Origin of the sequence: Erwinia tracheiphila (assembly GCF_021365465.1) — a bacterium.
GTDB classification, from domain to species: domain Bacteria; phylum Pseudomonadota; class Gammaproteobacteria; order Enterobacterales; family Enterobacteriaceae; genus Erwinia; species Erwinia tracheiphila.
Map to the genome: position 1 here is coordinate 3,290,327 of NZ_CP089932.1, position 14,368 is coordinate 3,304,694.

Consider the following 14,368-nt stretch of genomic DNA (forward strand, 5'->3'; position numbering starts at 1 on the left):
ACAAAGGGAACGAAGAGGAATTATTCCTCATCATCACCTTCTGGTGCATCATCATCCTGCTCGACTTCCGGGGTAATATCTTCGTCCCCTTCCGCCACGCTACCATCAATGGCATCCAGCTCTTCTTCTGCCACTGGTTCGGCCACGCGTTGCAGGCCCACCACACTTTCGTCATCCGCCGTGCGGATCAGAATAACGCCCTGGGTGTTACGCCCCACTACGCTTACTTCTGAAACGCGCGTGCGCACCAGCGTACCGGCATCGGTAATCATCATAATCTGATCGCTGTCGACAACCTGCACGGCACCGATAACCGGTCCGTTACGCTCGGTCACCTTAATTGAGATAACACCCTGAGTGGCGCGCGAACGGGTAGGATATTCGATGTTATTCGTACGCTTACCGTAACCGTTTTGCGTCACTGTCAGGATAGCCCCTTCGTCACGCGGCACAATCAGTGACACTACCCGATCACCCTCCGCCAGTTTGATGCCGCGTACGCCGGAGGCGGTACGCCCCATCGTACGAACTGCCTGCTCAGAGAAACGCACCACTTTGCCGGCCGCGGAGAAGAGCATCGCTTCATCCTGGCCGTTGGTCAGCGCCACACCAATCAGCTCGTCATCCTCGCGCAGATTAAGCGCAATAATACCGGCGCTGCGTGGACGGCTAAACTCCTGCAGTGTAGTTTTCTTCACCGTGCCGCTGGCAGTTGCCATAAAGATATTCCAGCCTTCAGCGTACTCACGCACCGGCAGGATGGCGGTAATACGCTCGTTAGCTTCCAGCGGCAACAGATTAACGATTGGCCGTCCGCGTGCCCCACGGCTGGCCTCTGGCAGCTGATACACTTTCATCCAGTACAAACGTCCACGGCTGGAGAAGCACAAAATCGTGTCATGGGTATTCGCCACCAGCAGGCGGTCAATAAAGTCTTCTTCTTTGATGCGTGCAGCTGATTTGCCTTTACCGCCGCGACGCTGAGCTTCGTAATCGGTCAGCGGCTGATATTTGACGTACCCCTGATTTGACAGGGTTACTACCACATCTTCCTGGTTAATCAAATCTTCGATATTAATATCAGCGCTGTTTGCAGTGATTTCAGTACGCCGCGCATCGCCAAACTGATCGCGGATCAGCTCCAGTTCTTCACGAATGACTTCCATCAGGCGCTCCGCACTTTCAAGGATGTGGATCAGTTCAGCGATTTGCTCCAGCAGCGCTTTGTACTCATCCAACAGCTTCTCATGCTCAAGGCCGGTAAGTTTTTGCAAACGAAGATCGAGAATGGCCTGCGCCTGCTGCTCGGTCAGATAATAGTTACCGTCGCGGATACCAAACTCATCTTCCAGCCATTCAGGACGCGCAGCGTTGTCGCCTGCGCGTTCGAGCATGGCAGAGACATTACCCAGCGCCCAAGGACGCGCCACCAGACCGGCTTTTGCTTCAGCAGGCGTGGGCGCACGGCGGATCAGCTCTATAATCGGGTCAATATTAGCCAGCGCAATCGCCAGTGCTTCGAGAATGTGCGCACGATCGCGGGCCTTACGCAGTTCAAAGATAGTACGGCGCGTCACCACTTCACGGCGGTGACGGACGAAGGCTTCCAGAATCTCCTTCAGCGGCATAATCTTTGGCTGTCCCTGATGCAGGGCAACCATATTAATGCCAAAAGAGGTTTGTAGCTGGGTGAGTGAATAAAGATTATTCAGCACCACCTCGCCAACGGCATCGCGTTTGATCTCAATAACAATACGCATACCGTCTTTGTCAGATTCGTCGCGCAACGCGCCGATTCCTTCCAAGCGCTTCTCTTTCACCAGCTCCGCCATTTTCTCAATCAGGCGAGCTTTGTTTACCTGATAGGGGATCTCATGAATGATGATGGTTTCGCGACCAGTTTTCGCATCGACTTCCACTTCGCCGCGGGCGCGGATATAAATTTTACCACGGCCTGTACGATAGGCTTCTTCAATTCCCCGACGACCGTTAATGATCGCAGCGGTGGGGAAATCCGGGCCGGAAATGTGTTCCATCAGCGCTTCAAGGCTGATGTTCTCATCAGCGATATAGGCCAGACAGCCGTTAATCACTTCGGTCAGATTGTGGGGAGGAATATTGGTTGCCATTCCAACGGCAATTCCCGATGCGCCGTTAACCAGCAGGTTGGGAATTTTTGTCGGCATAACGTCCGGGATCTGCTCGGTGCCGTCGTAGTTATTCACGTAATCGACGGTTTCTTTTTCCAGATCGGCCAGCAGTTCGTGGGCAATTTTCGCCATACGCACTTCAGTATAACGCATCGCCGCAGCAGAATCGCCGTCAACAGAACCGAAGTTGCCCTGACCATCCACCAGCATGTAGCGCAGGGAAAACGGTTGCGCCATACGAACAATAGTATCATAAACGGCGGTATCGCCGTGGGGATGGTATTTACCAATAACGTCGCCGACAACACGAGCGGACTTTTTATAAGGTTTATTCCAGTCATTGCCCAGCACGTTCATGGCATAGAGCACACGACGGTGTACAGGTTTCAGACCGTCGCGAACATCAGGCAATGCGCGGCCAACAATGACCGACATGGCGTAATCGAGATAGGAGTTTTTTAACTCTTCTTCGATATTGACCGGTGTGATTTCTCTGGCCAAGTCACTCATTAAGGCGCTTTCCTTCTAAAATATACCCGGATTCAAAGGTGCGAAAGTATATCACCTTTAGGCCAGGTGGTGAATGGAAAGCATCGTTTTGCGTAGGTTAAAAGCAGTTGAATCGCGTCAGGACGGAGCGCTGCCCTAAACCACGCGGAAAAATGTATACTTCCTGCAAACCTTGCACGGAGTTAAGAACGAATGAAAGCAGAGCAAAACGGGCAGACAGCTAACGTTGACCACAGTGAAATTGCTAAATTTGAAGCGGCCGCCTCACGCTGGTGGGATCTGGAAGGCGAATTCAAACCGTTGCATCGTATTAACCCTTTACGGCTGGGCTACATTGCTGAACGCAGTCATGGCCTGTTTGGTAAAAAAGTTCTCGACGTCGGCTGCGGTGGCGGCATTCTCGCAGAAAGTATGGCGCGTGAAGGCGCGGAGGTAAGCGGGCTGGATATGGGGACGGAACCCTTGCATATTGCCCATCTGCACGCGCTGGAAAGCGGGCTAAAAATCGATTATGTGCAGCAGACGGTCGAAGATCATGCGACGCAATTCGCCGGACAGTATGACGTGGTAACCTGCATGGAGATGCTGGAACACGTTCCCGATCCGCGTTCGGTGGTCCACGCCTGTGCCCGACTGGTTAAGCCGGGTGGTGAGGTGTTTTTCTCCACCATTAATCGCAACAGCAAGGCCTGGCTTTTGGCGATCATCGGCGCAGAATATGTGCTGCGCATGCTGCCTCGCGGCACCCATGACATTAAAAAGTTTATCCGTCCCGGCGAACTAATTGGCTGGACAGATGAAACCCCGCTGCGCGAAAGTGACATCATTGGTTTGCACTATAATCCACTGACCAATAAGTTCAGGCTGGCCCCCGGGGTGGATGTTAACTATATGCTGCACACGCACCACGCCGCTGGCTGAATCTCACTGACCGAATGCAGGCGTGAGTCTGTGTTCGGTGTCTGTTCCACACCCCTGCCACCTTCAGCGCGATTCTTTTTCACTTTCCTGAAATTTTTCTGAAATAACTGGCGCTACAAACGCCATGATATGCTGTAAGCACGACGGGCCATCCCGCTGAAGAAGCTACGCAGAAGCCGCCGGACGTGATTCCTGTGCGAAAAAACCACGTATTTTCGGGGATGAACAAGAAAAAAGCGACCAGAGCTATTTTGAAAAAATTTCTCATGCGGTTGACTTACCACATCGCCTTGAGAAACGTGGACTTAGGAAAAAAGCCAGTACCTCAACAGTAAAAACGTGTGAAAATCAAGCCTTGTTAAGAAGTGATTAATTACTAAAATACTCACCATATTGTTATCCATATTTCACTTTCCCCCTACATATAGTGTTTATCCACAATGTATTCACATCTGTGCATAAACCGGGGATCCTTTTGACTTCACAGACAGGATAAAACGCGCAATGAATCAAAGCCTGCTTGTCACAAAACGCGATGGCCGCACCGAACGAATCAACCTCGATAAAATCCACCGTGTGCTTGACTGGGCTGCCGAAGGCCTGCAAAACGTCTCCGTTTCGCAGGTTGAACTGCGTTCACATATCCAGTTCTACGAAGGGATCAGAACCTCTGATATTCATGAAACCATTATCAAATCTGCCGCCGATCTCATCTCCCGTGACGCACCGGATTATCAATACATGGCCGCGCGTCTCGCCACCTACCACCTGCGTAAAAAAGCCTATGGTCAGTTTGAGCCGCCAGCGTTGTACGATCAGGTTAAACGCATGGTTGATCAGGGCAAGTACGATCGTCACCTGCTGGAAGACTACAGCCGGGAAGAATTTGAGCAGATGGACAGCTTTATCGATCACTGGCGTGACATGCACTTCTCCTACGCCGCCGTTAAGCAACTGGAAGGCAAATATCTGGTGCAGAACCGCGTGAGCGGTGACATTTACGAAAGTGCTCAGTTTCTGTACGTGCTGGTGGCCGCCTGCCTGTTTTCCGGTTATCCACGTGAAACGCGTCTGGACTTTGTTAAACGTTTCTACGATGCGGTTTCCACCTTCAAGATCTCACTGCCAACGCCAATTATGTCTGGTGTACGCACGCCAACCCGCCAGTTCAGTTCCTGCGTATTAATTGAATGCGGTGACAGTCTGGATTCGATCAACGCCACCTCCAGCGCCATTGTTAAATATGTTTCGCAACGTGCCGGTATCGGCATCAACGCCGGGCGCATCCGCGCGCTGGGCAGCCCGATTCGCAGCGGAGAGGCTTTCCATACCGGCTGTATCCCTTTTTACAAGCACTTCCAGACCGCCGTAAAATCCTGCTCGCAGGGTGGCGTTCGCGGCGGTGCCGCCACACTGTTCTATCCAATGTGGCATCTGGAAGTAGAAAGCCTACTAGTGCTGAAAAATAACCGCGGTGTGGAAGGCAACCGCGTACGCCATATGGATTACGGCGTACAGCTCAACAAGCTGATGTACACCCGTCTGCTGAAGGGGGGAGATATCACGCTGTTCAGCCCCTCTGACGTACCAGGGCTGTACGACGCGTTCTTTGCCAATCAGGATGAATTTGAGCGTCTGTACACCAAATATGAGAAAGACGACAGCATCCGCAAGCAGCGCGTGAAGGCGGTTGATTTGTTCTCCCTGATGATGCAGGAACGTGCCTCCACCGGCCGTATTTATATTCAGAACGTCGATCACTGCAACACCCACAGCCCGTTTGATCCGTCCATTGCACCAGTTCGTCAGTCGAACCTTTGTCTGGAGATTGCGCTGCCGACCAAACCGCTGAACGATGTTAACGATGTTAACGGTGAAATCGCGCTTTGTACGCTGTCAGCATTCAACCTCGGTGCTATCGACAGCCTGGATGACCTCCAGGAGCTGGCTACCCTTGCGGTACGTGCGCTGGATGCGCTGCTCGACTACCAGGATTACCCTATCCCGGCGGCAAAACGCGGCGCGATGGGCCGTCGTACGCTGGGAATTGGTGTGATCAACTTTGCCTGCTATCTGGCGAAGCACGGCGTGCGCTACTCGGACGGTAGCGCCAACAATCTGACGCACCGCACCTTCGAAGCAATTCAGTATTATCTGCTGAAAGCGTCCAATAAACTGGCAAAAGAGCAAGGTGCCTGCCCGTGGTTCAATGAAACCACCTATTCACAAGGCATCCTGCCCATTGATACCTACAAAAAAGACCTGGACGCTATCAGCAATGAACCGCTGCATCTGGACTGGGAAACGCTGCGTGAGGAAATCAAAGTCCACGGCCTGCGCAACTCCACGCTTTCAGCGCTGATGCCCTCTGAAACCTCCTCGCAGATCTCCAACGCCACCAATGGCATTGAGCCGCCGCGTGGGCATATCAGCATTAAGGCTTCGAAAGATGGCATTCTGCGGCAGGTCGTCCCGGAGTACGAACGCCTGAAAGACAGCTATGAACTGCTGTGGGAGATGCCTGGCAATGACGGTTATTTGCAGCTGGTTGGCCTGATGCAAAAATTCATTGACCAGGCGATCTCGTCGAACACCAACTATGATCCAAGCCGTTTTGCCAATGGTCGGGTACCGATGAAGCAGATGCTGAAGGATCTGCTGACCGCTTACAAATTTGGCGTGAAGACGCTTTACTACCAGAACACGCGCGATGGCGCAGAGGATTCGCAGGACGATCTGGCCCCGTCGGTTCAGGATGACGGTTGCGAAAGCGGTGCCTGCAAGATTTAACTTTAAGCCGGGGCGACAGACTTCGCCCCATTTCCCGAATGCGTTCTTACTGGATCACTGTTTATGGCTTACACCACCTTTTCGCAAAATAAAAACAACCAGCTGGACGAACCGATGTTCTTCGGTCAGCCGGTTAACGTCGCCCGTTACGATCAGCAAAAATATGACATTTTCGAAAAGCTAATTGAAAAACAGCTCTCTTTCTTCTGGCGCCCGGAAGAAGTGGATGTGTCACGTGATCGTATTGACTATCAGGGCCTGCCCGATCATGAAAAGCATATTTTTATCAGCAACCTGAAATATCAAACACTGCTGGACTCCATCCAGGGGCGCAGTCCCAACGTGGCGCTGCTGCCGCTGATCTCCATCCCTGAACTGGAAACCTGGGTGGAAACCTGGGCATTTTCTGAAACGATCCACTCGCGCTCCTATACCCATATCATCCGTAATATCGTTAACGAGCCAGCTATCGTATTTGACGATATTGTCACCAATGAACAGATCCTCTCCCGCGCCAAAGATATCTCCGGCTACTACGACGACCTGATCGAAATGACCAACTACTGGCATCTGCTGGGTGAGGGTTCACACCAAGTTAATGGCAAAACGGTAGTCGTTAATCTGCGTGCGTTGAAGAAGCAACTTTATGTCTGCCTGATGAGCGTGAACGCACTGGAAGCGATCCGTTTTTATGTCAGCTTTGCCTGCTCTTTTGCTTTTGCCGAACGCGAACTGATGGAGGGGAATGCAAAAATTATCCGTCTGATTGCCCGTGATGAAGCGCTGCATCTCACCGGTACTCAGCACATGTTAAATCTGCTCCGCAGCGGCGAAGACGACCCGGAAATGACAGAAATCGCTAAAGAGTGCCGCCAGCAATGCTATGACCTGTTCGTGCAAGCGGCACAGCAGGAAAAAGAGTGGGCGGAATACCTGTTCCGTGACGGTTCCATGATTGGCCTGAATAAGGATATTTTGTGGCAGTACATAGAGTACATCACCAATATCCGTATGCAGGCCGTTGGCCTCGATCTGCCCTTCCAGACGCGTTCCAACCCGATTCCGTGGATCAACTCCTGGCTGGTGTCTGATAACGTGCAGGTTGCGCCGCAGGAAGTGGAAGTCAGTTCTTATCTGGTCGGTCAGATCGATTCAGAAGTGGACGCAAACGACTTCGACGACTTCCAGCTGTAAGATGGCCGGGGCAATGATTACGCTGCGGACTTCTGGTACGCAGCTGTACTGCCGGGAAGAGCATCGCTCGCTACTGGATACGCTGGAGGCTCATCGTATTCCGGTCGACTATCAGTGCAGGGAGGGTTACTGCGGCTCCTGTCGTACCCGGCTGCTAAAAGGCGAAGTTTGCTATCTGGCCCGCCCGCTGGCCTTTGTGCAGCAGGATGAAATCCTGCCCTGCTGCTGCATGGCGAAAGGGGATATCGAACTGGAGCTGTAAACACCCCCTAACCTGGTTATTCCAACCTGGAGCAATCACTGATGCCCGGAAAGAAAAAAACATAATACATCCGGTAATAAAAAAGTGCTGGGGGATACAACCCTGATATGAGTGATAAGGATTTCACTGCTCAATGGAAAGAGTGCTCCAGTCACGTTTGTAAGCCCTGCCGGGAATTGAAATATTGCCCATATGGCTTGTTTGTGGAACAGTCGTCTCTGCTTCCTCCTCTGCTCAAAGATAAACTGGAACACAATAGTTACCTTCAAAAATGTATTGATGACAAAAAAAATTGGTAATGAAATAATACTTTCCACAGAAGAAATTAAAAATCTGGCGGAGCTTTCCTACGCTTACAATAATAATCGTGACAGCCCATATGGCACGACAGCCCGAGGCAGTATCATCTGTGCGCGAATGGGATTGCGCAAATTTCTTTTGTATGTGGCAAGTAAAATAGAAAGGGAGAATTTCTTTTCCAATCCGGAGAGGATTAAGCAGTTATTATCAGCAGTGCCTTTACCTCCCTTTCAGGAATACAATGTCCCCTTCCCCTTTACGCAAAAACAAACCTCTGCAGTGGAGTTAATTATCACCGAATAATGGATTAAATCCGAAGAATATGAAATAATATCAATAAGATAATAACTTAAACATAAGGTGCTCGATGAAAGAAAACCACTGGATCCTGATCGTTTATTGATGTTCAAAACAATGCTGGATAACTTTAATGAAGATGATTACCCTGAAAATATCACGGATTTTTTGAAGATTTAGGTCGCGACGCATATTTATTGATAATGATGAAGAGTAAGATACCAACCGATGATCTTATCGTGCATTTCCTCTGACTTAGAAAAGCAAATTGTTCTGCGGGTCAGTCGTTTGATATGTGTGCGAAGATTAAGATTATGTCGTTCTGTCCGTTGGGTATATTTCTTGCTCACCACGTGGCCTGTTGCACTTAACAGAACTTTATAAACCGGCCACGCATCTGTCATATAAAAGGCAATGTTAAATTTGCTTAACAGGGCCAGCAATCGTCGCAGGGTCGGGGCATTTCTCGGGCCGAAGACGTGGGCCAGAGCACGTTTGCGGATACGGTCATAAGCATAGAACAACCACCGGGGATTGCTTTTACACCGCACGTAAGACCATTGTTCACCGGCTTCACAGCAGATAACAACCTCCGTTTCGGGGTCGATATTCTCAGCTACCTGCTTTGGCGAAATTTTTTTACGTGCCGCAGAACCGTATTGAGGCTGATACCGAGAACCCGTGCGGTATCGCGACATCCGTAACCATTCATGGCCATATTAACAATGGTCTGGTGTGTGTCTGGTTTGGCACCGGAGTAGCTAAAATTGAGCTGAAAGGTCTTTGAACAATGCTTGCAGATGTAACCGTTGGGCACCGGATGCTGAATGTCCGTTACATCGTACAGCATGAGTTTCATTGCACTGAGGGCAGACGACATCAACTTTAGCCATATGTTACACCCAAAGCGCAAAGCATACGTGATCAGCAAGTCTGCGTCACGACCAAGATTTAAGTTGTAATATTTTTGGTCATATCTGCCCGTTCGTTTTTGCGGGGGAAAATATAACCGAAACATCGGAAGAAAGACGGAGAGGACGTTATATTTCTTTCGCAACAAAAATAAGGGTAGTCAGCAGCAAACATTTACGCGATGATGAGGTGGAATTTGATCACATTATTCCAGTATCCAGAGGTGGCAGTGTAGTGAGGAGCATAACATTCGTCTTACCTGTTACGCTTGCAACAGAGACAAAAGCGATTCTGTCACTCTGTGAAAAGATAAGCGGTAATCGGTAAGGATACGGCTTATCCTTCCAATTTATCAACAAGGCTGACTGAGAGACTCCACCACTTCAATCCAACCCTGCCCAACAACTGTCAGGTCCAGACCATTTAACCAGCAGCGCAGCATATTCAGTGCGATCATCGCCACCACATCCTGACGCGTTTTCAGATCGTAACGGGAAAGACTGATTTTAACGCGCTGTCCCCAGCAGCCATCCGGCGTGAATAGCGCAAAGCCCACCGTTTCATTCTGGATGCCACCCACCACCAGCGCCAGGCTGGCATTATCCGCTCCGGCGAGCTGTTGTGCGCGCTCAATCAATGCGCTAAGGTTTTCTTCCCTTGTCGGCAACATATTGCCCGCTTTCAGCGGCGCATCAGCCGATGCCAGCTGCCACTGCAACAGCCCGGCGGTAAACTGCTCGCTGACTGCCAGCGAGTGCCCTTTTTCCGTAAGGCATCGCGCGATCTGTGCCGGAAGCCCTTCCCTGCCTTCGAAAATCACACTTTCACCGGCAATCTCACGAACCTGCTGCCAGACGCGCTCCATTTCAGGCAGCCTGGAGACCGGGCCGTTCAGCTTCAGTTCAATAATCGGCATGGACGCACGATAGCCCATCACCACACCTTCTGGCAGCGGCAGCGGCTCAATGGCCGAAGCCAGCTCACTCTCACCGCGGCCAAAGGTGGTCATTCGCAAACACACCGGCGGCGCTGGCAGCGTAAAACGCGCCTGAAGGCGCGGCAGGATTTGCTGCTCAACCATCATTTTGTATTCCGAAGGCACCCCTGGCGTGAAAAAAATCCAGCATCGATTCAGTTCTATAGCAAAGCCGCAGGCCGTACCAATCGGGTTATCCAGCATTTCCGCACCGTCAGGCAGCTCCGCCTGCTTGCGATTACTCGCAGCCATTTTGCGACCACGCCCGGCGAAAAACGCTGCCATTTGTGTCAGCCAGTATTCGTTCAGCACCAGCGGCACGCCAGCCGCTTTTGCCGCCGCCAGTGCGCTCAAATCATCGCTGGTTGGGCCGAGGCCACCGTTAACGATCAGCACATCAGCGACCTCGCTGCGTTCCTTCAGCACACCGACCAGCTCGTCAAGGCTGTCGCCTACCGTCTGGCGACGCGTCATCGGCAGGCCATGCTGTAACAGCAGCTCCGCCAGCCACGCCGAATTGCTATCAACGATTTGCCCGTGCAGCACTTCATCGCCTGTCGCCAGCATTTCCACTCTGATCATTTTTTTCTCCGCATCGGTCAGGGTTGCTTAACTGTATGAAGGGATGCGCATAAACACAATGTCATCTCACACAGATTTTCAGGATAACAGGGTTTACTACCCTGACAAGACAGATGCAGCGATACAATCGCGAGAGCAAAAGTAATGACACAAGGGTGCATGGTGGAACAGTGTTCAGGAGACAGTCTTTGACCTGTGCGGTGCAAACTGCGGGTTGCTTCAACACGGCGCATGCTTTCTTTCCGTCGCTGGCGAATCACTGAAACCCACCCGCTGGACGGTACTCACTCCATCCGCTGGCGGTTGGCCAGCCAGGTTCTCAGCCACTGACGGGAGATTTTAATGCCGCCGCCATCCGGTTCCGGCAACGGATACCAGCTTACAGGTCGTTGAAAACCCGCCAGATGGGAAGCAGCCCAGTCCGCCAGCGCGGCCAGCGGCACAGCGTGCTTTAATCTGACCAGCGCAACCGGGCGATGGCCAAACTCTAAGTCCCATTCCGGGACAATAAACACTTGTTCCACCGCCGGATGGGTCTGGAGCACCGCTTCGATTTGTTCCGGCTGGATCCCTTCTCCACCGGAGAAAAACTGATTGTCGAGACGCCCCGTAAGCTGCAATCCGTCAGCATTGAAATAGCCACCGTCGCGGGTCGCGAACCAGCCCTTATCGTTCACCAGAGGCAGAAGTTGCCCCTGCTGCCAGTAGCCGCTGGCCAGCGCATCAGACTGAATTTGCACTTCTCCGTCAACTACCCTGATGCGGTGTCCGGCCAATGGCAGCCCCACGCTACCGCTCTCGTCCGCTCTCTTTGCGGTAATGGTCGAGGCAGTTTCCGTCATGCCATAACCGCACCAGCAGGCGATGCCAAGCGCTTCAGCTCCACAGGCCAGCCCGACAGGAATGGTCGCCCCCCCTAATAGCAGCGTGCGCAGATGCTGTGGCCGTCGGGGCTGCTGCAACAGCCGCAAAAGCTGCGTTGGCACCAGCGAGGCAAAGGTAGACTGCTCCAGCGCCTGCGGCAACGGTGTAGCTTCAGCCAGCACCAGACGGGCACCTGCCCGTAACCAGCGCCAGATGATGCCCTGCCCGGAAACGTGATAAAGGGGCAGCGACAGCAGCCAGCTGTCTTCGGCGCTGAAGCATAGCTTTTCCACGACGCCCGCCGCGCTGGCAAGGTGCGCCTGAAAGGTATGTACCGCCGCTTTCGCCACGCCGGACGATCCAGACGTCAGCGTCATCGTTGCCAGCGCCTGCGGTTGCCAGGGGCAGCTGACAGCCTTTTGCTGCGAATGTAAAAAGAGCGCCGCCACACCCGGCAACGGTGTGCCGCTTAAAATCAGGGCAAAATCGATATTCAATCCCGGTAACAACACATCGATTTGTGCTTGTGGGATCCGAGGATTGAGCGGCAGCAACCTTACGCCGCATTGCAATAAAGCAAGGTACGCCAACGCTGCCTGCTGGCTGTTTACCGCTTTCATTATCACACCGCAGCCAGTGTACACGCCCTGACAGAGAAATCCCGCAGCCAGCGCGTCGACCTGTTGGGCCAGCGCAAACCAGCTGAGTTGCCTGTTGCCTGCAATCATTGCTGGCCGATCCGGGTGCCGCCGCGCATGGTCACGCCAGGGCCAGTCATTCAGTGCGACCATATCACCTCCAGCTCGCTGGCAGCGATCGACGGCTGTGAGCAACCGGGCCAGATTCGCACCAGCTGGTGCGACATCAGATCCAGCGTGTCCAGCCCAGGTAAAGTGTGCGGCGTAAGCCAGGCTGCCACGCGAGCCAGCTGCGTCAGGCCAAGACTGGATTCCAGCGACGAACTGATCACCACCTGCAGCCCAGCCTGTTTCGCCCGTGCTGTCCATGCCGCCACAGCCGCCAGACTGCCGGTCAGTGACGGCTTGATCACCAGCGCCGCCAGATGAGATTCAGCCACCGGTTGATAACCGGCTTCACGTCCGCTTTCATCCCAGGCCAGCGCCAGGCCACTCTCCTGCGCGAACTCCCGCGACTCCTGCGGCGTACAGCAGGGTTCCTCCACCCAGGCGATGCGGGATTTACTTTCCTCAGTAAGAAAACCAGCGAATTTTCGGGCTTTTTCAGGCGTCCACTGGCGGTTGGCATCCAGCCGCAGCGTCAGCGTGGGCAGCGCTTCCAGCAGCACATTGGCCACCATCGCATCACGCACCGGTTCATACATGCCAACTTTCATTTTCGCTACCGGATTGCACTGGCAGTGAAGCTGCTCAAAGAGGTCCTCAGGGTCGCCACTGCACAGAACAGCGCCTTGATATCGGGCTTCATGTGGCAGCGTATCGTGCAGCTCCGCCAGCGCACAGCTCAGACCAAACGCCACCGAAGGCAGCGTGCTTTCCGCATCCATCACTTCACCTGAGCACCACCTCTGCAGCCATATCGTCGCTTTAGCCTGCGCTTCACTGAGCGACTCCACGCTGAAACCCGGCAGCGGCGCTATCTCTCCCCAGCCCTGCCGCCCGGACTCCGTTAACCGCACCAGCAGCCCGGCGCGCGTTTTCACCCTGCGGTCACGCAGCACCGTACCCGCTGCCAGCGGGATGCAGTACGCAAACAGCGTTGCCCCACGCATCATGGGTTACGCTTAAATTTGCTGAAGTCGGGCTGACGTTTCTGATTAAACGCATTGCGCCCTTCCTGGCCCTCTTCAGTCATGTAAAACAGCATGGTGGCATTGCCCGCCAGCTCCTGTAACCCGGCCTGACCGTCACAGTCGGCATTGAGTGCGGCCTTCAGGCAGCGCAGTGCCATCGGGCTGTTTTGCAGCATCTCACGGCACCAGCGCACCGTTTCTCTTTCCAGCTCCACCAGCGGGACCACCGTGTTAACCAGCCCCATTTCCAGCGCCTGCTGCGCGTTGTACATACGGCACAGGAACCAGATTTCACGGGCTTTTTTCTGCCCGACAATTCGTGCCATATAGGCTGCCCCCCAGCCACCGTCGAACGAACCTACCTTCGGTCCGGTCTGCCCGAAACGGGCGTTATCTGCCGCAATAGTCAGGTCACACAGCATGTGCAGCACATGCCCGCCCCCAACGGCATACCCCGCCACCATTGCCACCACTGGCTTAGGGCAGGTGCGGATCTGGCGCTGAAAGTCGAGCACGTTAAGGTGATGTACTCCATTGTCGTCACGGTAACCGCCATAATCACCGCGAATTTTCTGATCACCTCCGGCACAAAATGCCTGCTCGCCCTCACCGGTCAGCACAATAACGCCAATCTGCTCATCATGTCGGGCATCGTTAAGCGCCTCCAGCATCTCCTTGATAGTGTGCGGACGAAAAGCATTACGCACTTCGGGGCGGTTGATGGTGATCCTGGCAATGCCATCGGCAGATTTGGCATAGCGGATATCGCTAAAATTCACACCGCTGTCGTGCCATACAGCGGGGGCGTAAAGCATCGCCTCTTCGGGGTAGAACATTTT

10 protein-coding genes and 1 pseudogene are annotated in these 14,368 nt (G+C 53.2%); 5 read left to right on the top strand and 6 right to left on the bottom strand.

The window, feature by feature from the left end; genetic code table 11:
- Positions 1-20 precede the first annotated feature (20 nt).
- Positions 21-2,660 (bottom strand): DNA topoisomerase (ATP-hydrolyzing) subunit A, encoded by a 2,640-nt coding sequence (gene gyrA, locus LU633_RS17180; RefSeq protein ID WP_016189969.1) that lies wholly within the window; start codon positions 2,658-2,660, stop codon positions 21-23.
- Positions 2,661-2,852: 192 nt separating this feature from the next.
- Here gyrA and ubiG point away from each other — a divergent pair, with 192 nt between their 5' ends.
- The 5 genes from ubiG (at position 2,853) to LU633_RS17205 (ending at position 8,430) form a co-directional block, all read left to right on the top strand.
- Positions 2,853-3,581 (top strand): bifunctional 2-polyprenyl-6-hydroxyphenol methylase/3-demethylubiquinol 3-O-methyltransferase UbiG, encoded by a 729-nt coding sequence (ubiG, locus tag LU633_RS17185; protein WP_016189970.1) that lies wholly within the window; start codon positions 2,853-2,855, stop codon positions 3,579-3,581.
- Between the two features lie 504 nt (positions 3,582-4,085).
- Entirely contained in the window at positions 4,086-6,371 is a 2,286-nt protein-coding gene (gene nrdA, locus LU633_RS17190; RefSeq protein WP_016189971.1) for a class 1a ribonucleoside-diphosphate reductase subunit alpha, read from the top strand.
- A gap of 63 nt (positions 6,372-6,434) precedes the next feature.
- On the top strand, positions 6,435-7,565 hold the full coding sequence (gene nrdB / locus LU633_RS17195; protein WP_016189972.1) for a class Ia ribonucleoside-diphosphate reductase subunit beta: 1,131 nt from the start codon (positions 6,435-6,437) through the stop codon (positions 7,563-7,565).
- Position 7,566: 1 nt separating this feature from the next.
- Entirely contained in the window at positions 7,567-7,827 is a 261-nt protein-coding gene (gene yfaE / locus LU633_RS17200; RefSeq protein ID WP_016189973.1) for a class I ribonucleotide reductase maintenance protein YfaE, read from the top strand.
- Between the two features lie 279 nt (positions 7,828-8,106).
- Complete coding sequence (locus LU633_RS17205; protein ID WP_040465300.1) at positions 8,107-8,430, top strand: hypothetical protein; 324 nt, start codon at positions 8,107-8,109, stop codon at positions 8,428-8,430.
- Positions 8,431-8,618: 188 nt separating this feature from the next.
- On the opposite strand, the pseudogene LU633_RS17210 reads toward LU633_RS17205, so the two are convergent.
- The 5 genes and pseudogenes from LU633_RS17210 to menB all read right to left on the bottom strand — a co-directional run bounded on the left by LU633_RS17210 (position 8,619) and on the right by menB (position 14,365).
- Positions 8,619-9,317 (bottom strand): annotated as a pseudogene (locus LU633_RS17210) (IS1 family transposase).
- A gap of 371 nt (positions 9,318-9,688) precedes the next feature.
- Positions 9,689-10,894 (bottom strand): nicotinamide mononucleotide deamidase-related protein YfaY, encoded by a 1,206-nt coding sequence (locus tag LU633_RS17220; RefSeq protein WP_016189975.1) that lies wholly within the window; start codon positions 10,892-10,894, stop codon positions 9,689-9,691.
- A gap of 284 nt (positions 10,895-11,178) precedes the next feature.
- Entirely contained in the window at positions 11,179-12,549 is a 1,371-nt protein-coding gene (gene menE, locus LU633_RS17225; protein WP_016189976.1) for an o-succinylbenzoate--CoA ligase, read from the bottom strand.
- Positions 12,537-13,508, bottom strand: a complete 972-nt coding sequence (gene menC, locus LU633_RS17230; RefSeq protein ID WP_040465403.1) for an o-succinylbenzoate synthase — start codon at positions 13,506-13,508, stop codon at positions 12,537-12,539. The genes menE and menC overlap by 13 nt, the downstream gene beginning before the upstream one ends.
- Positions 13,508-14,365: a 1,4-dihydroxy-2-naphthoyl-CoA synthase gene (menB, locus tag LU633_RS17235; RefSeq protein ID WP_016189978.1), complete on the bottom strand. Its 858-nt coding sequence runs from the start codon at positions 14,363-14,365 to the stop codon at positions 13,508-13,510. Before menB ends, menC begins: the two co-directional genes overlap by 1 nt.
- Positions 14,366-14,368 lie beyond the last annotated feature (3 nt).